Here is a 23373-nt window from a genome sequence, read left to right on the forward strand (position 1 = left end):
GCGGCGATCCATTCCTTCGCGGTAAGGACAGGCGGGACATGCTGTTGACACAGCGGCGTCTGCAAGCGCTGGCCCATCAGTTTCTGATGCCACAGGCAACGGTCCGGACCGGTAGACCACGCATCGCGGGGATAGACGCAACGGATGTTCAACGCCGTGAATCCACGCCGCTGCGCATCCGTGGTCGGATACACGATGAAGCCGTTTGCGGTGGGGAAGCTGTCGGCGAAGTTGGAATCGTTGCGCAGCCAGGACAGGTTGACTCCCCAAGGGGCAGTCGTGGGATTCGGGCGCCAGGAAAAATAGCTGTCGGAGTATTTGGTCGACCGGATCAGCAGTCCCGAGCAGAAGTACGCAGGCGACTGCATGTTTCCGCAATCCTTGCGGTGATCGTCATAACGGCCCTGCAAGCGATGCGCCACATCGCCTGCCGCCTCCACGACCGCTTCGGCCTGCGTCGCAGGTGACGTCGTATCGGTCGACGATTTTTGGTGTACGAGAGGGGCAGTCGTGCAGCCGTATATCGACGTCGTGAGTACGACAAGGCGTAAGCCGCAAATGAGCCTGTCCATGGCGATAGGGCCTCCTGGCCGGTGTGGGTCGCGTCCGTCATTGTCACCGCGGTATCGCAGCGCTACGACCCAACCTTGGTGGTAGGCGTATACGAGCGTTTTTCGGCCGCGTGCAACGTAAGTGGCTCAACTCGCGATGTTCCTCGCCGCCGATGCAGCGGCGGCGCAACGGCGTCAGCCAGCGATACCCACCGACTCGGACAAGGCGATATCGCGCGCCACGCCGTGGCCCAGGGTGGAGATGCGCGCATCCCGCGCGCCGAGCACGGTAAAGCCGGTCATGCGGCGACAGGTGAAGGTAATTACGCGAGCGCGGGAGGCACACAGCCATTCGCGATCCGGTGCGCGGCGTGGCGGTGCGTCGACCGGTACGGCGTCCGTAAACAGACCATCCCAGGCGAGATAGTCGGTGTCCGGCAGCAGGTAGATGCGGGCGACGGTATCGCCTTCCCCGCTCACACAGTCGATCCACTCACGCGGACCTTCCGCCGTGACGGCGCAGGTCAGCCCCACGCAACGCGTCACCAGCAGCGGCGCGAGGTCGGCCGATTCCACGAGGCAGGTGTCGGCAGCCGGGGTACCAAGCACACATTTCGTCAGCGGCGGCGCGAGATAGAGCACGCCGCCAAGTTGCCCGAATCCCTCGAACAGGGTCCGTGGCGCCAGCGCCAGCCAGCGTGTGGTCGAGGAACTGCGGGCGCGCGTGGGCACGCCAAAGGACGAGAGCCAGCCGAACATGTCGCCTCCGGGAGGTGGGACGAGTAACGGAGGCCTGGCTGGCGCGGTCCGGGGAGGTGCCGCGTGGCTTGGCGTCGGGGAGAAGGGCGTGCGTCTAAGCGATAGTGCGAGGACATGCAGCCTTGGCCTCAACACATGTCGCGCACATCGTGCGCTCCTACTTTGTCAGGATGAGTTTGTCGTTGCGGGTCAGGCGCAGGTGGTATTCGCTGCCCTGGTGCTCGATGACGAGCTCGCGGGATCCGTCGAGCAGGTTCTTGCTTTCGATACGGCGCGTGGCGACCTGTGTCGTCATGCGCAGGGGAACGACCTTGTCTCGGCCGCCGTTGTCGGTCAGGGGAAGCGTTCTCAGCAACATGGTCCACTCCGCAGTTGAGGGTGCGGAGTTGATGATAATGATTCTCAGTTACGTGTCAACCTCCCTGACGTGTCGTCAGTCCTCGACGGCGTCGTCCGGTGCCTCGTCCGGCATCGCCGCGAGCGTCCGTTCCAGGGCTTCCAGATCGGGAATGATGGCGGTGTCGTCGCGCACCAGTACGCGTGCACGGACACCGAAAGGTAGGTCGTGGCCGTCGTGGGTCGGCAGGAGAAGCTCGGCGTTGAGCGTCGTCAGGCGCGGAAAACCGTGGGTCAGCACGGCGATGTAAGGCAGCTCGGGCGTGTTGCCCAACGCTTTGAGCACCGCCACACGGGCCGCCTGCGGCGGGGCGTCGTCGGGCAGCGCCGCCACATGGTCGAAGCGCACCAGCGGAATGCGCCAGCCACGCCAGGCGATACGACCGATCAACCACGCCGGCGAATCGGGCACCGGTTCCACGCCAGCCAGCGTGATTACTTCCGCCACCGCGGCGTTGGGCAGCAGCAGGCGCACACCCGCGCTGGGGATCAGTACGCAGCGGATTTCGCGCGGTAACGGCTCGCTCATGGGAATTCCTCGATCAGTTTCTGCGCCAGCGCGGCCGCGTCGCCTGCGTAGGCGGCAACACGCTCCTCGCGGATGCCGGCCACCGCATGGCCACGTTCGTCGCCGATGGGCACGCTTTCGATCCACACGCGACCGCCGGCGTCGTACACCGCCTGGGCGCCAGCCACGGCGTCGCTGCCGCGACCGTCGAACACGATGGCAAGAGCATCGGCGCCGAAACCCTCCGCCACGGTGGCGAGGACATCATCCAGGGACGGCCCCGCGCTGCGGCTCGCGCTGTCGTCTTCGCCTACCACGACGCGACCGTCGCGACGGACCTGTACACGCGTGCCGCGCGGCACCACCAGCCGCTCACCGTGCGCGGTATGCGACTGCTGGCCCGCCACGGCCAGGTCGCCCAGCTGGCTCGACAGGTGCTGCGTGTCGTCGTGGTGCACGGCCACGAGCAGCACGGCGGGCAGGCTCGTGGGCACCGCCGCAAGGAATGCCGCGACCGACGCCTCGCTGTCGCCACCGCCCGCCAGCACGACCACGCGGCGCACCGCACGCGCGCTGCCTTCGAGGAACATTTCGTGCGAGAACGCACCGTCGGTGCGCGGGGCAATCGCTTCTTCCAGCGACACCAGCTCCAGCGACATACCCGGGCTGACGCCATGGCTGCCGTCATCGACGACGTCCTGGGCCAGGTATTCGGCAGCCGTCAACGTCTCGATCCCGAACTCGGATGCATCCGGACGCGCCGGGGTATCGGCCGTGATCGTATCGTGGTCGACCAGGTCCCACGAAGGCGCAGGCGGGGGTGCGTATTCGGTGGCACGGTGTTCAATATCCAGCGCGGGCATGGCGACCTCCACCGCGACCGGCGGGGCCGTGTCGTCGGAGGCCAGGCTGAACTGGCTGAGGTCGAACGCCCGTTCCGGCACCGACGCAGACGTCGGAGTCTCGTCGACCACCTCGAAGCCGGACAGGTCGAGCGAGGCCAGTTCGGTCAGTTCCAGGGGTGCCGAAGGCACGTCTTCGAGGCCGTCGGTGCTGATCGCCGACGCATCGGTGTCGGCCAGCAGGGCTTCCAGCTCGGCCGCGAGATCGGCAGGATCGACACCCTCGTCATCGTCGGTCGTCGACAGCGCCGTGGAAAACACCAGCGGGTCCGCGACATCGCTGGCGATATCGGGCACCGCATCCATCGACACCGCCGTCTCGTCGGTCGTCGACACGAACGGCGAGGCGGCGTAGCCGTGCGCCCCGGTGATCGCCAGGTCGTCGGTCAGCGGAAGGTCGATGATTTCCTCGGCCGGCGCCGCGACACTGGCGATGGCCGCCAGTCGTGGCTCGAGTGCACGCGCATCACCCGGACGCACCGGGTCCGGCGGCGGCACGCCGACCAGTTTCGCCGCCAGGTGGCGTGCCCAACGGGCACGCGCCCAGCCTTCGAGATGGCGGCTGACATCGGAATCGTTGAATACGAGGCGCGGGTGACCGCTTTCCACGGTGTCGTACAGGCGGTCCAGATCGTCGTCACCCGGATCGTCCAGATCGATCACCACCACGTCCGCCGACGAGCCCACCAGTTCGGCGGGCGCGAAGGCGCGCAGGTCGGATTCGTAGACGATGGTCGCGCCGTGCTCGACCAACGCCTCGCGCAGGTGTCCCGACAAGGCGGCGTCGTCGAACAGCAGCGCCACCCTCGGCGCGTGATCAGCCATGGTGGCCCCCGAGGACGTCGTTGATCTGCACGATGAGATCGTTTTCCTGGTACGGCTTGCCGATGTAGCGCTCCACACCGATGTCGAACGCGCGCTGGCGGTGCTTGTCGCCGGTGCGCGAGGTAATCATGATGATCGGCACCGCGGCCAGCCGTCCGTCGGCCTTCATCTGCGTCGCCAGCTCGTAGCCGTCCATGCGCGGCATCTCGATATCCAGCAGCATCAGGTCGGGCACGCGCTCGTTGAGTTTTTCCAGTGCGTCCATCCCGTCCTTGGCCGTCATCATCTCGAACCCGTGGCGCTCGAGCACGCGCCCGGTGACCTTGCGCATGGTGATGGAATCGTCCACCACCATCACCAGCGGCTTCACGCGCACCTCGTCCTGCGCGCGCGGCGCCTGCGGCATGGCGGCTTCGGCCTCGAAGGCGCGACGCGCCACACCGTGGCGAACCAGCGGCGCCAGGTCGAGAATCATCAGCACCGAGCCATCGCCCATGATCGTGGCACCCAGGATGCCCGGCACCGAACTGACCTGCGGGCCAACCGGCTTGACCACGATCTCGCGCGAGCCCAGCACGGCATCTACGCGAATGGCCGCGCGCAGGTCGCCCGAGCGTGCCAGCAGCAGCGGAATGTCGCCTTCGTCCGGCGTGGCCACGATGTGCGTGCCCAGCAGCTGCGGCAGGTCGTGGATGGCGAACTCCTCGCCGAGGTAATCGAACGACGGCTGCTCGTCCGCCATGCGGTGGGCGAGCTCGTTGGGCTCGACATGCGCCACGCCATTGACCGAGGTCATCGGGATGGCGAAGCTGGTTTCGCCGATGCGCACGATGAGCGCCTGGGTGACGGCCAGCGTGAACGGCAGGCGCATCACGAAGGTGGTGCCGCTGCCCATGTCCGATTCGATCGCCAGCGTGCCGCCGAGCTGCTTGATCTCGTTGGCCACCACATCCATGCCGACGCCACGACCGGCCACCTGGGTGACCGTCTCCGCGGTGGAGAACCCGGGCACCTGCGTCAGCTGCAGGATCTGGTCATCGGACACGCGCGCATCCGGGCGCAACAGCCCGCGCTCGATCGCCTTGGCCCGGATGGCCTCGCGGTCCATGCCGGCACCGTCGTCGGACAGGCGCACCACCACCTCGGTGGCCTCGCGGGCCACCTGGATGCGCACCGTGCCTTCAGGGTTCTTGCCGATGGACTCGCGATGCTCGGGCGCCTCGATGCCGTGGGCCACGGCGTTACGCAGCATGTGCTCGAACGGCGCCTTGATCCGGTCGAGCATGTTGCGGTCCATTTCGCCGTTGGCACCTTCCACCACCAGCTGGGCGCGCTTGCCGACATCGTTGGCGGCCTGGCGCAGCGTGCGGCGCAGGTTGGGCACCATGGCGTCGAACGGCAGCATGCGTGTCTGCATGAGGCCCTCCTGCAGTTCCGCATTCACGCGCTGCTGCTGGAGCAGCAGGGTTTCGGACTGCCGGGTCAGTTCGTCCAGGATCGTCTGCAACGACACCAGATCGGATACCGACTCCGCCAGCGCACGCGAGTACTGCTGCAACTGCGAGAAACGATCGAGTTCCAGCGGATCGAAGGTGGCCGAACCGGTGTCCGGATGCTCCTGGTGGTAGCGCGCGATGATCTGCGCCTCGGTTTCGATTTCCAGCATGCGCAACTGGCTGCGGAGGCGACTGACCGTCTGCTCGTGCTCGGTCAGCGTCGAACGGAAGCTGGCTGTCTGCTGTTCCAGGCGCGAACGGTAGATCGACACCTCACCCGCATGGTTCACCAGCGTATCGAGCATGTCGGCGCGAACGCGGATCTGCTCCTGCGAGGCGCGTTGCAGCTCTTCTTCCTCGAACTCGGGCAGCAACTCCGGAAGGTCGCGTTCGAGCACCGGGATGATGTCGGGCTCGGGCACGGATTCCGGTGCCGGGATGTACTCGGCGGCTTCGCGCTCTTCGCGATAGGCCTCGGCGGTGAGCGTATCGGGAGCGATGGGCGCGCCGGCCAGGCGCGCGAACGGCTCGATATCGGCATCGCCCAGCCAGATCGGGCGATGCTGCGCGATGCCCTGGATCATGCCGTGCAGGCGATCGAAACCGGCTTCCATCGCTTCGATGGAGGCCCGGTCGCTGTCGCGCTGCCCGGAAGCCACCGCATCGAGCAGCGCTTCCATGGCGTGGGCCATGTCGCCTACGGGCGGCAGGCCCGCCATGCGCGCACTGCCCTTGAGGGTATGCAGGTCGCGCTGCAACGCCGTCACGTGCTCGGCGACGTGCGGCTCGTTGCGCCAAGCGGCCAGGGCGCCATCGGCATGGTCGAGGATCTCTCTGCCCTCCTCGATGAACACCTCGAGCAGGTCGGGATCGATGTCCGCGTATGGCGACAGTTCGGGCACCAGCGCCGGGGCCGGATCGTCCACCGGCACATGCACCGGCTCCGCGAGCGGCTCGTGCGACTGATCCTCGATGACGGCCGGCATCTCGGGCTCGGTGACAGGACCGGTGGCTTCGACGACCGGAGCGTCGATGTCCTCTTCCTCACTCGCCGAAAGAGCGGCATCGTAAGCATCCTCGTCCGAGGGTGTCTCGTCGATGGTCTCGTCGTCAGCTATGGCGTGGGGCTCGTCGGAGCGCGCCTCGACAAGACCGTCGTCGACGTGCACGACATCGCCGTCGTGCGACATCGGCTGTGGCAGGTCGTGGACTTCCGCAGGCTCGCCACGACCCGGTGCATCGGCCGTAGCATCGAAACCTTCGGTCAGCGAGCGCCAGGCGGCGGCCTCCTGCTCGTCGTACTTTGCGATCGGTTCGACCACGCCTTCCGGCTTGTCGATCTCGAAACGCTCGATCGACGCAAGCAGTTCGGCCGTGAGGGAGTCGGTGGTGTCTACCGGTTGCAGGGGTTCCAGCTCGACGGGCGGCAGCTCGTCGGACGGGGCGTCGGCCGGCTCTGCTTCGCCAGCCCGGTGCGAAGCCGCCGCGGCCTCGAGGTCCGCCAGTTCACCCGCAAGCATGGCTTCCAGTTCGGCTTCCCGATCCGCCGGTTCGCTCGCGTGGTCGGCGACCTCGTCGATCTCGTCGAGCGGCTGCCCATAGTCCGGCTCGTACAGGATATGGGCGACGGTGGCTTCGGGCTGCTCGTCACGCAGTGCGACGATGTGCGCCGCGAGCGCGGTGACATCCGGCACGTGCGGATCGGGCGCGTCGAACTGGTGCATGACGTGATCGACCAGGTCGGCCGTGTCGGTCAGGGCATCCACGCCTTCCACGCTGAGCGGGTGGCCGCTGGCACGCACGCGTTTGATGAGGCCCTCCAGCGGTGCCAGCACCTGGATCAGCACCGGGATGTCGACCATGCCGATGGCGCCATGCAGCGTGTGCACCGCGCGCAACAGCGCATCGTCCACCGGCAGCTCGCCGTCGCCGGCACGCGCGAGGTTGCTGCGGATGACGGTGAGGTACTGCGCCACTTCCGTGCGCAGGATATCCAGCAGCACCGCATCCACCGGCGGCAGCGGCGGCGACACGTAGGCGGGCTCGACGGCGGCCGGCTCGATCGCATCGGTCGGCGCCTGGCCGTAGCTGGCGAACGCAGCGGTGGGCACGTCGGCGATGGTGTCGCGCGGCACCCGGCGTTTCACCTTGGTGCGCACCGTCTGCACGGCGTTCCTGGCCACATCCTCGACGAAGGCCATGTCACCCATGGCGAGGCGATCGGCCGTCTCCATGATCGCCGCGATCGGCGCGCCCGGCGTGCTTTCGCCTTCCAGGGCGGCCTTCAGCTGCGGCAGCGCATCCACCGCGTGGCGGATCAGCGCCTGCACGCCTTCATGCGGCTCGATCGTCTTGTCGAGCACGCGGTTGAGCAGGTTCTCGACCTTCCAGGCGAACTCGCCCAACAGGCGCGCGCCCACCAGTCGGCCGGAGCCCTTCAGGGTATGGAACGACCGGCGGATCGGCACCAGGGATTCGCTGCGTGTGGCGTCCAGCAGCCAGGTGACCTGCGCCGCGCGCAGGTTGTCGATCTCTTCCTGGGTTTCCTCCAGGAAGATCTCGCGGATCTCGTCGTCGATGCCATCGACGGTGATCTGGAAGCCGGCGAACTCCGCATGACCCGTGCCACCCACTTCCTGCTCGATCTCTTCCTCGATCTCCACCCAGTCGTCGTCGGCAACCACAGGCACGGGGACGCGTTCGGGTTCGGGTTCGGGCGCGGCGATCTCCGCCTCGGTGGGCGGCTCGTCGACCAGGTCGAACGATTCCGCGAAGGTCGATACCGTTTCGCCCTCGTCCGCGCTCGTAGCCGGCACGGCGATGTGCTCGATCGCGGCGGTGTCGATGGCCTCCAGGGCGTCCTCGCCCATGGCTTCCGGCTCGTGCGAGGCGTGCACGGGCAACGGCCAGTAGCCGAGCTCGGCAAGGCTCTGCTGGGTCACGTCAAGGATATGTTCCAGCCCACCGCGATGCTCGCGCGCCGCTTCGAGGTAATACTCCAGCGCCGCCAGCGCGTCGGCCAACCGGTCCATCTGCGCACCGTCGGGCACGCGGCGATCGACCAGCAGCTCGCGGTGGATGAACAGGCCGACGCCGTCGGCCAGTTCCGCGGGGCGCGACGCGCCCAGCATGCGCATGGCCCCGCCGATCTCCGCCATGAATTCCGGCGCGCCGGCCAGTTGTTCGTGGTCCCACGACGATTCGACGAAGGCGACGATCGCGTCCTTCACCTTCGACGTATTGGTGGTGGCCTCGCGCATCAGCGTGGCAAGGATGTGGCGCGCCTCACTGCGCGGCAGCGGCGACGGCCCGACCTCGGCCACCGCCGACTCGTCGCCCTCGGCGCCGAGGCGTTCGATGTGGTCGTCCAGCGACGCCTCGACATAGAGCAGCGCGCCAGCCACATCGAGCAGGGATTCCTCATCGGGTTCGCGCGCGCCCGTGGCGATCTCGCCCAGGATGCGCCGTTGCTCCCCGACCACGCGGCGCGGCACGCCCAGCGCCAGCATGCCCAGCGTGTCGCCCACGCGGTCGAGCACGTCGGCCTGCTGCCCGAGCTGGGCGGGATCGCCGTCCGGACGACGCAGGAACAGGTCGAGCGATTCCTTCACCCGCAGCAGGTCGTCCTTGATGGCGGCGGATACCGTGTCCAGTAGCGCACGGTTGTGTCCCGACATGGAACCACGCGCGTGCTCGACCTCGGCCTCGCGCGGCAGCAGGCCATCCAGCCGGTAGGTCTGGCGCAGTTCGTCCAGGCGTTCGCTGCCCGGTCGTGCCTGGGCCACGTAATACAGCAGCTTGCGTGCAAGGTCGTCGGCATCGCCCTTGAGCAGGGCCTCTTCGCCGCCATCGACCAGCTCGCGGATGGAACGATCGACACGGCCGATCAGCTGGCGCACGTCCTTCTCGTGGGCGCGCAGCACGCCGCGCTCCAGGCCCTCAAGCACGCCGGCGGCGATCCACCACAGCCGCCGGCCGGCGAGGGTGTAACAACGCGCGGCGATGCCGTCCAGCGTGGCGCGCATACCCAGCAGCTGGCGCTCGTTGCCCTGCCCGCGGAACCAGGCCAGCAGTTGCTGCTGGAAACGCGCACGCAGGTCCGCCAGTTCGCCACGCGCAGCTTCGGCGGTCGCGGGATCGGCCGCCCCAGGCGCAGCGGCGGGCAGCACGGTGTCGAGGTTGGGCGTGAACAGGGCGGACTCGTGCAGCGACTGCTCGCCACGGCTGGCACGCAGGTCGTTCAGCAGAGGCAGCAAGACGATGGGCACATCGCGATGGCCGCTCTGCAGGCGCTCGAGGTAATCGGGCATCTGCATCATGCCGCGCATCAGCACGGCATAGGCCTCGTTGCGATCGGCCACGCGATCGTCGATCAGCGCGGCGACCAGTTGCTCCATCTCGCCGACGACCATCGCCGCGCCGTAAAGCTCCACCATGCGCAGCGTACCGTGCACCTGGTGCAGGTCCGCGGCGCAGGTATGCATGACATAGGCGTCGCGTGAATCGTCGACATAGGCCTCGAGGGCATGGCGTGCCTTGGACAGGGCGTCGTCCAGCTCCGCCTTGACCCAGTGCAGCGTCGTGAAATCGGTATGGTCTTGGAGTCTCACTGCATCAGCCCGGCAGCTTGAAGTTCGCGACGGACAGTCGCAGGTCGTTCGCGAGCTGGGCCAGGTTGCCGATGGATTCGGCTGTCTGGCTGGCGCCCAGCGACGTTTGCGAAGTGATCTCCTGGATGACGTTCATGGTGGCCGAGGTATCCGTCGCCGCCGCCGACTGCTGGCGTGCCGCGGCGGAGATGTTCTGGATCAGCGCCGAAAGATCGTTCGACACGCGCTCGATGTCGCCCAGGGCGGTACCCGCGTCCTCGGCCAGTCGCGCACCGGCCACCACCTCGGCGGTGGTCTGCTCCATGGAGCTGACCGCCTCGTTGGTATCGGACTGAATGGTCTGGACCAGGGTCTCGATGCGCTTGGTCGCGCTCGCCGAGCGTTCGGCGAGACGCTGCACTTCGTCCGCGACCACTGCGAAGCCTCGGCCTGCCTCACCGGCCGAGGCCGCCTGGATAGCGGCGTTCAAGGCGAGGATATTGGTCTGTTCGGCGATATCGTTGATCAGTTCGACGATGGAGCCGATTTCCTGCGAGGATTCACCCAGCCGCTTGATGCGCTTGGACGTTTCCTGGATCTGGTCACGGATCGAATCCATGCCCTGAATGGTTTCGCGCACCACTTCCGCGCCGCGCGAGGCGATCTGCACCGAGCGCTGGGCCACGTCGGCCGACTCCGCCGAATCCTTCGACACGGTATCCATCGAGGTGGCGATCTGGTTGATCGCCGAGGTGGCCGAGGTGATCTGCTGCGCCTGCTGCTCCGCCGCGTCGGCCAGGTGCATGGCGGTGGCCTGGGTTTCCTGCGCCGCCGCCGACACCCGTACAGCGGTCTCGTTGATGGTGGTGACGAGGTTGCGCATCTCGTCGACCGCGGAGTTCATGGCGTCCGCGATGGCGCCCGTGATGTCTTCGGTGACCGTGGCCTTGATGGTCAGATCGCCCTCGGCGAGCGTGCCCATCTCGTCCAGCAACCGCATGATGGCGGTCTGGTTACGCTGGTTCAGTTCGGACGTGCTCTCCAGGCGACGACGCTGGTCGCGCACCAGGTTGTACACCAGCAGCAGGGCGAACAGCACCGCGCCGATCGCGCCTAGCAGGCCCCACCAGACGTTCGGGAACAACCGGTTCAGCGGCAGCCTGGCGATATGGTCGGCGGACTCGTTGGCGCGCAGCAGCACCGTCTGCGAATCCAGCGAGGCCTGGTTGCCTGCGCGCTTGACGTCCTGCAGGTTGGGCGACGCGGCCACCAGCTGGTTCACCGGGTCGACCAGATCGCTCCAGGAGGTCTGCATGCCTTCGAGGATCTTCCGCGCGTTGGCGTCGGTCATCGCGCGGACGCCGCCTTCGGCGTTGCCGTCGATCAGCCCCTTCAGCACCGCACCGTAAAGCTGCGCGTCACGCGACAGGCCGTCGGCGGCGGACTGGGCGCCGTCGCCACCCTGCAGGATCTCCTGCACGCGGCGGATCATACGGTCGGCCATCAGCATCCAACGCGCGATGGTGAAGGTCTGCTCGACCGAGGCGTTCTTCTGCTGGACGATGTTCAGCACCTCGTCGGTGCGCGCATTGAGAAGCGGCATCTGCTTGGCGAAGAGATCGGCCCGCTCGCCCGAGGACAGCACGAGGTCCTTGTTGGAGAGGATCTTCCCGATATCCGCGTCCAGCTGGTGCCAGGCGTTGGCCAGGGCGGCCACCGAGCGGCCCGCCTGCGATCCGCCGTTGTCCGCATAGGCCGGCATGCCGCTCTTGTCGTCACCCTTCACCAGGCGCTGCACCGCCGAGTCGATGGTGTTGCGGGTAGCCGACAACTCACGGAACGAGTCGCGGTTGCCGTCGGACGCCTCCAGGGCGTATTTCGCGGTCTGCTGCGAAAGCACCTGTACCTGCGTGGTCAGGGCGATGGCTTCCCGGTCCTCCCCGTTCTTGGTGTTCAGCCACCAGAAGTCGACCGACGCCAATCCGATCGCCAGGAGAAGAAACACGATGACGATCGTGTAGCCACGTTCCCGGCCTGCGCCGCCTGCTGTCGTGCTCATATCTACCTCACCCAAACCTGGCAAAGCTAGCCGCCGGCGCCTCGAGGCTGCCGGCAAGACGAAGCGGTCGATACGACCGCCCCTCCGTTCCCCACGCGCGCGCGGTCGAACCACGTCGCACCTATCCTGTCAGCGGGCCGGCGATGCCGCCGTCCCGTCCCCCGAAAGACGCCTTACAGCGCCGCCTGCCGAAAATCAGGCGCCCGCACCAGCCGGCTCATGCTGAACAGCCCGAACGACTGCTCGCCCAGCGTGACGTTCTCCGCCACGAAGCGTGCCACGCGCGGATCGCGCTCGTCCTCGCCCGTACCCCGCTGGGCCTCGTCCATCGTGCGCTGGCCGAACACCTCGTCCACCAGCAGCCCCACCGTGCCCCCGTGCTGGCGGACCAGCAGCAGGCGCGTACGCTCCGACGAGGGCGTGCGCTCGTCGAACAGGAACCGGCCCAGGTCGATCGCGGGTACCAGGTTGCCGCGCACGTTGGCCACGCCCATCAGCCAGGGTTGCGTCCCCGGCACGTGAGTCAGTGCCGGCACGGCCAGCAGTTCGTTGATTTCCTCGATGCCGCTGACGAACGCGCGACGCCCCACCCGGAAAGCGATGCCACGCCACTGGCCGAGCGATTCGACCCGCTCGGGCGCGTCGGCCGTGTGCGCCAGACAGGCACGTTCATAGAGGGCGAGCAGCTCGAAGGGTGAGGTGGCGGCGTTCTCGCTCATGGCGACCTCAGTGTGTCGTGCCGGGGAGCAGGCCGGCGATGGTCGAGAGCAGCTCCTTCTCGTTCACCGGCTTGGTGATGAAGGCCTTCGCACCCTGGCGCAGACCCCATACCCGGTCGGTTTCCATCGACTTGGTGGTGATCATCACCACGGGAACGTCCGCCGTGGTCGGGTCGCGGCTCAGCGTTCGCGTCGCCTGGAAGCCGTTCATGCCGGGCATGATGACATCCATGATGACCAGGTCGGGCTTGTTCGCGCGAATGCGCTCTATGCCGGCCTCGGCGTTTTCAACGCTGGAAACGGAAAAACCCGCCTTCTCGAGCAGCGTGGTGAACACGCGGACATCGGTGGGCGAGTCGTCGATGATCAGGATATTTGCCACGCGTCCCCCTGGACGTCGTCGAGCGAGCCGGTTGGGTCAGCTCGCCGTCGCATAACGGTGAATCGCGCCGAGCAGCTCGTCGCGGGTGAAAGGCTTGGTGAGGTACTGGTCAGCGCCCACGATGCGGCCGCGCGCCTTGTCGAACAGACCGTCCTTGGAGGAAAGCATGACCACCGGTGTACCCCGGAACTGGGCGTTGTTCTTGATCAGGGCGCAGGTCTGGTAGCCGTCCAGGCGCGGCATCATGATGTCGACGAAAATAATGTTCGGCTTCTGGTCGGATATCTTCGCCAGCGCCTCGAAGCCGTCGACGGCGGTGAGTACGTCGCAGCCTTCCTTCTTCAACAGCGTTTCCGCCGTGCGCCGGATGGTTTTGGAATCGTCGATGACCATGACCCGCAAACCGGTCAGGTCGGTACCACGTCCGTTTTCGTTCACTGCGCCCCCGTGCCACGCAAAAAACCGCAAATCCCGGCGCAGGATAGCCCCTCTTCCGGGCGTATTCCGTGCACTGGGTCGTCGTACGGGACCTGGAGCCCCGGCGGTACGCTCTTCTGGCGTTCCTCCCGATCGCTGTTTAATGGTTGGCACGGATTCCGTCAAGATGAATTGTTCTTAAAAGACCGGCGGCCGGTGAAATCCTGCCCTGCGCTCCACTAGACTTGGCACCTTTCCTGCTCGCCGGACACCCCATGTCGCTCACCGTCGCCGTCCTCATGGACCCGATCCGCGCCATCAAGATCGCCAAGGATTCCACGTTCGCCATGCTGCTGGAGGCGTCGCGCCGTGGCCATGCCCTTTTCTACATGGAGCAGGGCGACCTGGCGCTGCGCGACGGCGAGGCCTGGGCCCGCCTGCGCCCGCTGTCCGTGAAGGACGACCCGGCAGACTGGTTCACCCTCGGTGACGCCGCCTGGCGGCCGCTCGGCGAGATCGATATCGTGCTGGCCCGCAAGGACCCTCCTGTCGATGCCCAGTTCGTCTACGACACCATGGTGCTGGAGCGCGCCCAGCGTGCGGGCACCCGAGTGGTCAACGACCCGCGCAGCCTGCGCGATTGCAACGAGAAACTGTTCGCCCTGGACTTCCCCCAGTGCATCGCGCCCACGCTGGTCTCGCGCGACCGAGGCGACCTGAAGGCCTTCGTGGCCACGCATGGCGAGGCGGTACTCAAGCCGCTGGACGGCATGGGCGGTCGCGGCATCTTCCGCGTGCGCGCGGGCGACAGCAACCTCAATTCCATGCTGGAGACGCTGCTCGGCGAGGGCGGGCACGACTTCGTGATCGCCCAGAAATACATTCCCGAGATCACCGCCGGCGACAAGCGCATCCTGCTGATCGACGGCGAGCCCGTGCCCTATGCACTGGCCCGCATCCCCCAAGGCGACGAATTTCGCGGCAACCTGGCCGCCGGCGGCCGGGGCGAGGGCGTGCCGCTCTCCGAGCGCGACCGATGGATCGCCGCCCAGGTAGCCCCCGAACTGCGTCGCCGTGGCCTGCGCTTCGTCGGCCTGGATGTCATCGGCTCGTACCTGACTGAGATCAACGTCACCTCGCCTACCTGTATCCGCGAACTGGACGCCCAGTTCGGGCTCAACATCGCCGGGCTGATGTTCGACGCCATCGAGGACCGATGACGACCCGCACTACCGGCACCGACCTGATCGGGGCCACCCTGCTGTTTTCCCTGCTGCTGCATGGGGTGATCATCCTCGGCGTCACCTTCGACGCGGAGAAGCCGAAGCCCAGCGTAGCCACGCTGGATGTCACCCTCGTGGACGTGGCCAACCAGGAACCGCCGGACAAGGCCGACTTCCTGGCCCAGGCCAACAACGCGGGTGGCGGCGACAAGGACAAGGCGGCCCGGCCCTCCGAACCCGTTTCCGGCCCGTTGCCGACGCCGAACCGCGGCGTCACCCCCGAGCCGAAGGATGCCCAGGCACCGGCGCCGCAGGATCGTACGCCCGCACCATTGTTGACGACCTCCGGCGAAACGGCCTTCGCCGTCGACACCAGCCGGCAGCAGAGCGAACACGCGCCCAGCCCCCTGCCGGTGTCCGACGAGGACGTGCAGCGCAAGCTGGAAATGGCGCGGCTGTCCGCCGAGGTCCGCGAGCAGTCGCAGGCCTACGCCAAGCGGCCCAAGAAGAAATTCATTTCCTCCAACACGCGCGAGTACGTCTACGCTGCCTACATGAAGGGCTGGGTCGGCCGCGTGGAGCGCGTGGGCAACCTCAACTACCCCGACGAAGCCCGCCGCCAGGGGCTGTACGGCGAGCTGGTGCTCACCGTGGGCCTCAACCGCGACGGCTCGATCAAGAGCATGGACGTGATCAAGAGTTCAGGACACCTGCTGCTGGACGATGCCGCCATGCGCATCGTCCGCCTCGCGGCTCCCTTCCCCGCCCTGCCCGCGGACAAGACGAAGGTGGACGAGCTCTACATCACCCGCACCTGGCAGTTCCTTCCGGGCAACGTGCTGAGAAATTACTAGGCGGGCAGCAGCACGACCACACATGTAGGAGCGCGCGCTCGCGCGCGACATCTTTTCGCGACACCTCCCCCGACATGGCGCGCCAAGCCCGACGCACGGCCTCAAAACATGTCGCGCGCATCGCGCGCTCCTACATCCTGGCCCGAACGTCCCGACTACCTTTCGCGCGCATCGCGCGCTCCTACGGCAGCAGCTGGTCGGCTTCGCTGACGTAGGCCTTGCCGGCTTTTCGGTCCCATATGCACAGCTCGCGACCGGGGCGGTTGTTCATGTGTTTCTGCGGGTAGCGACCGGCCAGCACCAGCGCCGTCACGGGCACGCGGTCGTCGTAGGCGATCGGCCCACCGACCGGTTTCGCATCCTTCAGGCCGCTGGCCGCGATGCACGCCTGCGTCAGCTGCCGGTCATGATCCTTCCACGCAGACGGCGTCGATGCCTGCGCCACGGCGACCAGGAGCATACCGGACACGAACGTAAAACCTTTGGCAAACATGATGTTCCTCAGGAAACGACCTACATGGGGCAGGCCTGCAACGTAGCTTTTTTGCGCTTAACGCAGGCGCACTCGCCCGGCCGTAGCGGCTACAATGCGGCCATGACGATCGCCACTACATTCGCGGGTCAATTCCTCATCGCGATGCCCTCCCTCGCCGAGCCGCCGTTCGCGCGCGGCGTCGCCTTTCTGTGCCAGCACGGGGAAGACGGCGCGGTCGGCCTGCTGATCAACCAGATGTCCGAGTACCGCCTGGGCGATGTCCTCGCCCAGATGAAGCTGGAATGCGACGACCCGGAGATCGCCGACTACCCGGTACTCATCGGTGGCCCCGTCCAGCAGGAGCGCGGCTTCGTCCTGCATCGCGAGCCGGGGCACTGGGATTCCAGCTACCGCGTGAACGACGACTGGTCGGTCACCACCTCGCGCGACATCCTCGTGGCCATGGCCAAGGGGGAAGGCCCCCGCCGCGCCCTCGTCACGCTGGGTTATGCCGGCTGGGAAGCCGGCCAGCTCGAGCAGGAAGTGATGGACAACGCATGGCTGACCACGCGGGCGGACGAACGCATCGTCTTCGACACGCCCCTGGACGAACGCTGGGTCGCCGCCGCCCGCCAGTTGGGCATGCAGGATCCCTCCCAGTTGACCGGCTACGCCGGCCACGCGTGAGCCCCCTCCTTTCATGAGCTGCCTGTTCGGTTTCGATGTCGGTACGAAGATCGTCGGCGTCGCCGTCGGCAACCGCCTCACCGGCACGGCCCGCGGCATCGCGGCGCTGCCGGTGCGCGACGGCGAACCCGACTGGCAGGCGCTGGACAACCTTCGCCGCGAATGGCTGCCGGAGGCCCTCATCGTCGGCCTGCCACTGGACAACGATGGCAAAGAGCAACCGATGACGCGCAAGGCGCGCCGCTTCGCGGAGCGCATCGGCCAGCGCTACGACCTGCCGGTCATCTTCGCCGACGAACGCATGAGTTCGCAGGAGGCCGCGCGCCGCTTCGCCGCCGGGCGAGCCGCGGGCACGCGCAAGCGTTCGGATGTCCGCTCGATCGACGCCGAGGCCGCCGCTGTCATCCTCGAGTCCTACCTGCTGCTGCCATGAGTCACGCCGCACACCCCCGCCTTCTTCCTTCGCCTTGAGGCCGTCATGTCACAACGTCTGCGCCACCTGACCACCCTCGAGAACCTGCCACGCGAGACGATCGAGCGCCTGCTCGACCGCGCCAACAGCATGCGCGAAGCCACGGCGCACGGTACGCGCCACCTGGGGCTGCTCGATGGCCGAACGGTGCTGAACCTGTTCTTCGAGCCCTCCACGCGCACGCGCACCTCGTTCGAACTGGCGGCCCGCCGGCTGGGTGCCGACGTCGTCAACTTCGACATCGGCCTTTCCTCGACCACCAAGGGCGAGGAACTGTTCGACACGCTGCACACGCTGGAAGCGATGCACCTGGACACCATCATCGTTCGGCACAAGGTGTCCGGCACCCCCGATGAGCTGGTGCGCCACGCCATGAGCGGCGTGGCGGTGGTCAACGCCGGCGACGGCAACCGCGCGCATCCCACCCAGGGCCTGCTGGATGCGCTCACCATCCGTAACCACCATCCGGATTTCCGCAAGCTGCGCCTGGTCATCTGCGGCGACGTGCGCCATTCCCGCGTCGCGCGCTCGGACATCCACGCCTTTGCCGCGCTGGGCGCGAAGGACATCCGCATCGTCGGGCCGTCCTCGCTCATGCCGCCCGAAGGCGAATTGTCGGGCGTCAGCTATGTCGAGGATTTCGACGAGGCGATCGAAGGCGCCCACGCCGTGATCATGCTGCGCCTGCAGAAGGAGCGCATGGCCGCCACCGACCTTCCTGACGAGGCCGCCTATTTCGAGCGGTTCGGCCTCGACACCCGGCGCCTCGCGCGCGCCGCCAAGGGCTGCCTGGTCATGCATCCCGGCCCGATCAACCGAGGTATCGAGATCGCCCCGGACGTCGCCGACGGCGCCCAGTCGCGTATCCTCGAGCAGGTGGGCAACGGGGTGTTCGTGCGCATGGCCGTGCTCGCCGAGGTCATGGGGCGCTGAATACGCCCCCTTCGCGCGGACGCATTCCGGCATAATGGTCCCACCTAGGGATCAAACAACGGGATACAAGATGCGACCGACGAAGCGACTTCTCGCGCTCGGCGTCGCCAGCGTGCTGCTGGCGGCCTGCGGCCACAAGGATAAGGATGCCCCGCTGGCCTTCGTGCCGGCCGATACGCCGTACGTGGTGGCCAGCCTCGACAAGCTCGACGACGACGCCTACGAGGCCATGCTGGCCCAGGCCAACAGCGAACTGCCCGGCCAGGTCGCACAGATGAAGGCCTTTGCGCAGGACCTCGACACCAAGGGCAACGCCGATGGCGCCCGCCTGGTCCGTGCCCTCGCCGCGGAATTCGACGGCAAGACCGCCGAGGCCGCCCTGAAAAACATGGGCCTGGACGCCAAGAACGGCACCGCGTTCTACGGCCTGGGCCTGGCCCCGGTCGTGCGCGTGACGCTGGCCGACAACGCCGCGTGGGATGCCTTCGTGGGCCGCCTCGAAACGGCCTACGGCAAGAAGCTGGAGACCGCCGACGCGGGCGGCCAGTCGTATCGCCATGTCGCCCTGTCCGATTCGGGCGTGCAGCTGGTCATCGCCACCGTGGGCAAGCAGGCCGTGGTCTCGCTGCTGCCGGTCGACGCCGCCCAGCCGCTGGTCCGCCAGGCGCTCGGCGCCGACCGCCCGGAAAAGAGCATCCAGGAAGACGGACGCCTGGCCGATCTGGCCAAGGCCAAGGGTTACAAGGATTACGCCGTCGGCCAGGTCGACCTGACCCGCCTGCTGCCGCTGATCGCCACCGGTAAGGATCCGCTCTTCGCGACCTTCCTCAAGCACCAGTCGGCCAAGTCCGGCGAGCCGGTGCCGGCCCTGCCGCCCAGCTGCCAGACGGAAGCCACGCGTATCGCCGCGCGGGTGCCATCCGTCAGCTTCGGCTACACCAAGCTCGACCTGCACCACCAGGACCAGCGTGTCGACATCGCTCTGGCCGACGACATCACCAAGGCGTTCTCCGGCCTCAAGGTCGAAGTCCCGGGCCTGGGCAGCGACGCGAAGGGTCCGTTCGACATCAGCCTCGCACTGCCGGTCGAACAGCTGCGCACGTTCTTCACCGCCCAGGCGGAAGCCGTGGCAGCCAAGCCGTTCGAGTGCCCGGCCTTCGCCAGCATGAACGACAGCTTCGCCAAGATGGGCTCGACCATGCAGCAGGCGGCCATTCCGCCCATCGGCGACCTCCGCGGCCTGCGTCTGGTCATCGATTCGTTCAAGCCCGCGGCCAGCGCGCAGCAGATGCCGCAGATCACCGGTCGCGTGGTTATCGCCACGCGCAACCCGGCGGGCCTGCTCGCCATGGGTCAGGCGATGCTGGGCGGCGACTTCAAGCTGGCCGGCGACGGCAAGCCGGTCGCCCTGCCGCCGAACATCAGCGGCATGCTGGGCATGCCCGGCTGGGCAGCGATGAACGGCCAGGCGATCGCCGTCGGCGTGGGCGCCGGTGAAGACGCCCAGCTGGACGACGTGCTCATGGGCAGCACCGGCGACGCCGGTCGCGTGTCTCGCCTGCACCTCAATGGCGACATGTATCGCTCCTGGGTCGACGTGATGGCGGACAAGGCTAAGTCCTACGCCAGCGCGATGACCGAAGCCGCGGGTGCCGACGGCGCGCCGGACGACCAGGCCACCACGGCCGCTACGGCGCAGCGTTCCAATGCGCAGTTCGACGCGATGAAGGCCCAGGCCGCCCGCGTCGTGCAGGTGTCCGGCGAGTCGCACGTCGACGAGAAGGGCCTCGTGATCTCGGGATCGGTGGAATACAAATAAGCCGATCCATACGTGTCATGTGGTTGAAACAGGAAAGGCGGCCCTCGGGTCGCCTTTCTTTTTGCGCGCTGCACGAACCCGGCGTCTACCCGTGCAAGAAACTGAACGGCTGGGATTTGCACGCACGAATCGTTCACGGATGCGCTGTTTCCATAGGCCCCGCGACACGGCAGCCACAGTGCGCGGCGCCGTCGCCAGACCCACAACAGATTTCAGATAAGGAGTTCACCATGAACCATTCCAACCTCCGCAAGGCCCTGTTCGCCGCCGCCCTCGTTGCCGGTCTCGGCACGGTCCCGTTCGCCCAGGTGAATGCACAGGACTCCGCGGCCGCCATGAGCAAGGGCGACAACCAGACGGTTGCCGGCAAGGCTGACGACACCTGGATCACCACCAAGGTGAAGTCCGAGTTCGCTGCCAACAAGATGGTCAAGGCGACCGATATCTCGGTCAGCACCACCGAAGGCGTCGTTACCCTGACCGGCTCGGTCGCTACTGCCAAGGAAAAGAGCCACGCTGTCGCGATTGCCAAGAAGATCAAGGGCGTGAAGAGCGTGGACGCCAGCGGCGTGACGGTGTCGGCCGCGGCTGCCGCTTCCAACTAAGCGTTGGTGATGGTGGTATGAGAAAGGGAGCCGTTGCAGCCTGTGTCAAAACTGGTTGCTGCAGCTCAAGGAGGCGCCCCTCGCAAGAGGGGCGCCTTTTTCTTTGGGCGAGTAAAGAGTGAGCGATTAGCCCGGCTGCAGTTGCCGGATGAGCTGGCCGCGCCCCAGCAGGCTGCTTAAGCGCTTCAGATTAAAGGCCATCACCGCGATGGCCATCTCCGAGGCGGCGCCCCGGGTTCCTCGCAGCAGGAAGCGAGGCAAACCAAAGATCCGGTATTTCAGTTCCGCAAACGGTCGCTCCACGGTGCAACGCCGCAGGCGCATTGAGGTGGTCTAATCTTTCTGGACAGTCCGATAGGATTCACAGGCAGAAGGAGGTGAGCTATGGGACGTAAAGAGATATCGCAATCGCAGCGAGACGACGCCGTGCATCTGGTGGTGGCCGAGGGGCATACGGTACGACAGGTATGCCAGCTGATGGATGTAGGCCCGACAGCGTTGAGGCGCTGGCTGGCGATACATGAAGAGGCTAAGTCGACCGGGGTTCATGCCCCCACGGCGGCGGATGATCGGCGGCGTATCGTCGAGCTTGAGTCGCAGGTACTTCAGCTAAAGGAGGAGCGCGAACTTTTAAAAAAATCCATCGCCTTCTTCGTTCGGGAGAGCGATCGCCCACGGCGGTGATCGACGAGCTGAAGGAGGCCTACCCGGTATCGCGGCTGTGCGAGGCGATGGAATACCCCCGTAGCAGCTATTACGCCAAGCGGGCAGAAGAGGTACAGCCGGCGGTTGCCGATCCGGCGCTAGTAGCGAGGGTCAAGCAGATTCATCGCCAGAGCCGAGGCAGTTACGGCACCCGTCGCATGGCGGCTGAGTTGGGTCGCCAAGGCATGCCGACAGGGCGATATCGGGCGCGCACGTTGATGAGGCAGGCCGGTCTATGGGCCGAGCGGGTGCGTCGGCACGTGTACCGGACGGCGAGCAAGGCGGCTGTGCCGGCCCCCAACCGCCTCGAACGGCAATTCAACGTCGCCCGGCCCGACCAGGTTTGGGTCGGTGACATTACCTTTGTGCCTACCCGACAGGGTTGGCTCTATCTGGCCGTTGTCGTGGATCTTTATGCACGCCGGATCGTGGGCTGGGCCTTTTCAACCCGGCCGAATGCACAGCTGGCCGTTGCCGCCCTGGACATGGCAATCAGAGAGAGGAAACCGTCGGGGAATCTCATGTTCCACTCCGATCAAGGTGCGCAGTACAACAGTTTTGACTTTCTCGGACGCCTCAAGGCCCTGGGGATTACCCAAAGTATGAGCAGGCGCGGCAACTGTTGGGATAACGCGGTTGCCGAGCGCGTCTTCGCCACGTTGAAAACCGAATGGGCGACATCGACTTACAGCAACCGCGATGAAGCCCAAAGCGACATCACTGTTTTCTTGACGTCGTACTACAACTACCGGCGCCTACATGCGGCCAACGGGCAGGTGCCGCCAGCCATTTACGAGATGATGGCGGCCCGGAAATAACGCCTATCGGGTGTCCAGAAATACTTGACCACGACACATCGCTTCCGGCGTCGCTCTGGCATGCATGCGGTCCAGGACGTCGTCGTCCATGTGCCGGGTCACGATGCGCCATCGGCCGTCGTGCACTGGCCCTTGAGGGCGCAGGCTCCGCACGCCGCCACAGGCGCGGCATAGTGGACTGAGCGAGTGGCACGGTGGACTTGTTTGCGGACCAGTGTCGCGCCACCTGGGCATTGCATGACGTCCTGATCGACGTCGTAGATGAAGGCGCGACGGTCCATTAAGGTGCCATCGCCCTGGTTATTGACCGAGCGATTGGCCGGTACGTGCACCACCAGGTTTTGCTCTTCGCACGCTCTGGCCTGCTCACCGTTGGAGTAGCCGGCGTCGGCCACGATGTTCAACGTCTGCGTGCCCAGCACCTCGCGCGCCTTGGTCGCCATCGGTAGCAGTTGGCGGTTGTCGCCCGCGGCCGTGGTCACCTCGTGCGCCACGATCAGGCCCGTCGTCGCTTCGACGGCCGTTTGCACGTTATACGCGGGGATCTTGCCCTCGTTGGGGCTACGCATGAAGTGCGCTTCTGGCTCCGGATGCGCCGCGACTGCCGATGACTCCGCCGCGTCCGCTGCATCCAGCTCGCCGAGGTATCGGGCCAGTGCATCGCGGGCCGCCACGCTACGCTTGCTGCTCACGGCACGGAACTTCGAGCCATCGATCGCGACCCAGTCGCCTTGCAACAAGGCCTGGGCCTTCGCCCACTGGATCAGGGTCGCCCCCGCCCCCGCCACCGCCTCCCCATGCAGGCGCCGAAACTCGGCAATGACCTTGTGGTCGGGCACCAACCGGCCCAGCAACCACATCAACTCGATGTTGCGGCCGCACTCGGTCTCCAGTCGCCGCGACGAACGGATCTGCTGCAGATAGCCGTACAGATAAAGACGAAGCAGGTCGCCGGGATCGTATCCCGGCCGCCCCGTGGCGGCCGGGCGGCTACGGGCAAAGCCCAGCGCCTGAAGATCCAGGCCGCTTACGAAGGCATCGATGACCCGGCAGGCGTGGTCCGCCGGCAACAGATCATCCAGGCTCAACGGAAACAGCGCGCTCTGACCGCGACCTTCGCCGGTGATGTGGCCCATAAAGAAAATGCCCTCGGGGTCTCCGAGGGCATTTTTACTTGCA

21 protein-coding genes are annotated in these 23373 nt (G+C 66.6%); 8 read left to right on the forward strand and 13 right to left on the reverse strand.

Going from position 1 to position 23373, the window contains the following annotated elements:
- The 10 genes from FA89_RS19955 to pilG all read right to left on the reverse strand — a co-directional run.
- Window positions 1–572 (reverse strand): hypothetical protein (locus FA89_RS19955; RefSeq protein WP_221174265.1); only part of this gene is annotated, 572 nt, incomplete at its 3' end.
- A gap of 174 nt (window positions 573–746) precedes the next feature.
- Window positions 747–1310, reverse strand: coding sequence for a hypothetical protein (locus FA89_RS00010; protein ID WP_036136896.1), 564 nt, complete (start codon window positions 1308–1310; stop codon window positions 747–749).
- Between the two features lie 157 nt (window positions 1311–1467).
- On the reverse strand, window positions 1468–1605 hold the full coding sequence (hemP, locus tag FA89_RS00015) for a hemin uptake protein HemP (protein ID WP_036143294.1): 138 nt from the start codon (window positions 1603–1605) through the stop codon (window positions 1468–1470).
- Window positions 1606–1743: 138 nt separating this feature from the next.
- Window positions 1744–2235 carry a chemotaxis protein CheW gene (locus tag FA89_RS00020; protein WP_036136898.1) on the reverse strand — a complete coding sequence of 164 codons (492 nt, stop codon included), beginning with the start codon at window positions 2233–2235 and terminating at the stop codon, window positions 1744–1746.
- The gene (locus FA89_RS00025) at window positions 2232–3941 is read right to left on the reverse strand and encodes a chemotaxis protein CheB (protein ID WP_036136901.1); all 1710 of its coding nucleotides are present in this window, start codon (window positions 3939–3941) and stop codon (window positions 2232–2234) included. The genes FA89_RS00020 and FA89_RS00025 overlap by 4 nt, the downstream gene beginning before the upstream one ends.
- Window positions 3934–10047: an Hpt domain-containing protein gene (locus FA89_RS00030; protein ID WP_036136904.1), complete on the reverse strand. Its 6114-nt coding sequence runs from the start codon at window positions 10045–10047 to the stop codon at window positions 3934–3936. Before FA89_RS00030 ends, FA89_RS00025 begins: the two co-directional genes overlap by 8 nt.
- Before the next feature lie 4 nt (window positions 10048–10051).
- On the reverse strand, window positions 10052–12085 hold the full coding sequence (locus FA89_RS00035) for a methyl-accepting chemotaxis protein (RefSeq protein ID WP_036136907.1): 2034 nt from the start codon (window positions 12083–12085) through the stop codon (window positions 10052–10054).
- A 173-nt stretch (window positions 12086–12258) separates the two neighbouring features.
- Complete coding sequence (locus FA89_RS00040; protein ID WP_036136909.1) at window positions 12259–12804, reverse strand: chemotaxis protein CheW; 546 nt, start codon at window positions 12802–12804, stop codon at window positions 12259–12261.
- A 7-nt stretch (window positions 12805–12811) separates the two neighbouring features.
- Complete coding sequence (locus FA89_RS00045) at window positions 12812–13186, reverse strand: response regulator (protein WP_036136911.1); 375 nt, start codon at window positions 13184–13186, stop codon at window positions 12812–12814.
- Between the two features lie 36 nt (window positions 13187–13222).
- On the reverse strand, window positions 13223–13579 hold the full coding sequence (gene pilG, locus FA89_RS00050; RefSeq protein ID WP_081916779.1) for a twitching motility response regulator PilG: 357 nt from the start codon (window positions 13577–13579) through the stop codon (window positions 13223–13225).
- 299 nt (window positions 13580–13878) lie between these two features.
- Between pilG and gshB the strand changes: the two genes are divergently transcribed.
- On the forward strand, window positions 13879–14823 hold the full coding sequence (gene gshB / locus FA89_RS00055; protein WP_036136913.1) for a glutathione synthase: 945 nt from the start codon (window positions 13879–13881) through the stop codon (window positions 14821–14823).
- Window positions 14820–15680, forward strand: coding sequence for an energy transducer TonB (locus tag FA89_RS00060; RefSeq protein WP_036136914.1), 861 nt, complete (start codon window positions 14820–14822; stop codon window positions 15678–15680). The genes gshB and FA89_RS00060 overlap by 4 nt, the downstream gene beginning before the upstream one ends.
- A 181-nt stretch (window positions 15681–15861) precedes the next feature.
- Here the strand turns inward: FA89_RS00060 and FA89_RS00065 are convergent, their stop codons facing one another.
- On the reverse strand, window positions 15862–16149 hold the full coding sequence (locus tag FA89_RS00065) for a hypothetical protein (RefSeq protein ID WP_221174266.1): 288 nt from the start codon (window positions 16147–16149) through the stop codon (window positions 15862–15864).
- Window positions 16150–16275: 126 nt separating this feature from the next.
- Between FA89_RS00065 and FA89_RS00070 the strand changes: the two genes are divergently transcribed.
- From FA89_RS00070 to FA89_RS00090, 5 genes are all read left to right on the forward strand, one after another.
- Window positions 16276–16842 (forward strand): YqgE/AlgH family protein, encoded by a 567-nt coding sequence (locus FA89_RS00070; RefSeq protein ID WP_036143297.1) that lies wholly within the window; start codon window positions 16276–16278, stop codon window positions 16840–16842.
- A gap of 13 nt (window positions 16843–16855) precedes the next feature.
- On the forward strand, window positions 16856–17275 hold the full coding sequence (ruvX, locus tag FA89_RS00075; RefSeq protein ID WP_036136916.1) for a Holliday junction resolvase RuvX: 420 nt from the start codon (window positions 16856–16858) through the stop codon (window positions 17273–17275).
- A gap of 45 nt (window positions 17276–17320) precedes the next feature.
- Window positions 17321–18247 (forward strand): aspartate carbamoyltransferase catalytic subunit, encoded by a 927-nt coding sequence (locus tag FA89_RS00080; RefSeq protein WP_036136919.1) that lies wholly within the window; start codon window positions 17321–17323, stop codon window positions 18245–18247.
- 70 nt (window positions 18248–18317) lie between these two features.
- Window positions 18318–20066 carry a hypothetical protein gene (locus tag FA89_RS00085; RefSeq protein ID WP_036136922.1) on the forward strand — a complete coding sequence of 583 codons (1749 nt, stop codon included), beginning with the start codon at window positions 18318–18320 and terminating at the stop codon, window positions 20064–20066.
- 230 nt (window positions 20067–20296) lie between these two features.
- Window positions 20297–20671: a BON domain-containing protein gene (locus tag FA89_RS00090; protein ID WP_036136924.1), complete on the forward strand. Its 375-nt coding sequence runs from the start codon at window positions 20297–20299 to the stop codon at window positions 20669–20671.
- Between the two features lie 126 nt (window positions 20672–20797).
- Here the strand turns inward: FA89_RS00090 and FA89_RS00095 are convergent, their stop codons facing one another.
- Complete coding sequence (locus FA89_RS00095) at window positions 20798–20995, reverse strand: transposase (RefSeq protein ID WP_036136927.1); 198 nt, start codon at window positions 20993–20995, stop codon at window positions 20798–20800.
- A 60-nt stretch (window positions 20996–21055) separates the two neighbouring features.
- On the opposite strand from FA89_RS00095, the gene FA89_RS00105 reads away from it, so the two are divergent.
- Window positions 21056–22194, forward strand: a protein-coding gene (locus FA89_RS00105) for an IS3 family transposase (RefSeq protein ID WP_185754182.1) whose coding sequence is annotated in 2 segments (ribosomal slippage) — window positions 21056–21302 and window positions 21302–22194 — 1140 coding nt in all. Because the reading frame shifts where the segments join, the coding sequence is not laid out codon by codon here.
- Window positions 22195–22292: 98 nt separating this feature from the next.
- Here the strand turns inward: FA89_RS00105 and FA89_RS00110 are convergent.
- Window positions 22293–23330 carry a transposase gene (locus tag FA89_RS00110; RefSeq protein ID WP_051938417.1) on the reverse strand — a complete coding sequence of 346 codons (1038 nt, stop codon included), beginning with the start codon at window positions 23328–23330 and terminating at the stop codon, window positions 22293–22295.
- Window positions 23331–23373 lie beyond the last annotated feature (43 nt).

Origin of the sequence: Luteibacter sp. 9135, from assembly GCF_000745005.1 — a bacterium.
Taxonomy (GTDB): Bacteria; Pseudomonadota; Gammaproteobacteria; order Xanthomonadales; family Rhodanobacteraceae; genus Luteibacter.

Coding starts and splice junctions, on each gene's coding strand:
- FA89_RS00025 (WP_036136901.1), bottom strand. CDS start 3,941: ATGGCTGATCACGCGCCGAGGGTGGCGCTGCTGTTCGACGACGCCGCC.
- ruvX (WP_036136916.1), top strand. CDS start 16,856: ATGAGCTGCCTGTTCGGTTTCGATGTCGGTACGAAGATCGTCGGCGTC.
- FA89_RS00020 (WP_036136898.1), bottom strand. CDS start 2,235: ATGAGCGAGCCGTTACCGCGCGAAATCCGCTGCGTACTGATCCCCAGC.
- FA89_RS00090 (WP_036136924.1), top strand. CDS start 20,297: ATGAACCATTCCAACCTCCGCAAGGCCCTGTTCGCCGCCGCCCTCGTT.
- gshB (WP_036136913.1), top strand. CDS start 13,879: ATGTCGCTCACCGTCGCCGTCCTCATGGACCCGATCCGCGCCATCAAG.
- FA89_RS00035 (WP_036136907.1), bottom strand. CDS start 12,085: ATGAGCACGACAGCAGGCGGCGCAGGCCGGGAACGTGGCTACACGATC.
- hemP (WP_036143294.1), bottom strand. CDS start 1,605: ATGACGACACAGGTCGCCACGCGCCGTATCGAAAGCAAGAACCTGCTC.
- FA89_RS00070 (WP_036143297.1), top strand. CDS start 16,276: ATGACGATCGCCACTACATTCGCGGGTCAATTCCTCATCGCGATGCCC.
- FA89_RS00060 (WP_036136914.1), top strand. CDS start 14,820: ATGACGACCCGCACTACCGGCACCGACCTGATCGGGGCCACCCTGCTG.
- FA89_RS00010 (WP_036136896.1), bottom strand. CDS start 1,310: ATGTTCGGCTGGCTCTCGTCCTTTGGCGTGCCCACGCGCGCCCGCAGT.
- FA89_RS00095 (WP_036136927.1), bottom strand. CDS start 20,995: ATGCGCCTGCGGCGTTGCACCGTGGAGCGACCGTTTGCGGAACTGAAA.
- FA89_RS00085 (WP_036136922.1), top strand. CDS start 18,318: ATGCGACCGACGAAGCGACTTCTCGCGCTCGGCGTCGCCAGCGTGCTG.
- FA89_RS00040 (WP_036136909.1), bottom strand. CDS start 12,804: ATGAGCGAGAACGCCGCCACCTCACCCTTCGAGCTGCTCGCCCTCTAT.
- FA89_RS00080 (WP_036136919.1), top strand. CDS start 17,321: ATGTCACAACGTCTGCGCCACCTGACCACCCTCGAGAACCTGCCACGC.
- FA89_RS00110 (WP_051938417.1), bottom strand. CDS start 23,330: ATGGGCCACATCACCGGCGAAGGTCGCGGTCAGAGCGCGCTGTTTCCG.
- pilG (WP_081916779.1), bottom strand. CDS start 13,579: ATGGTCATCGACGATTCCAAAACCATCCGGCGCACGGCGGAAACGCTG.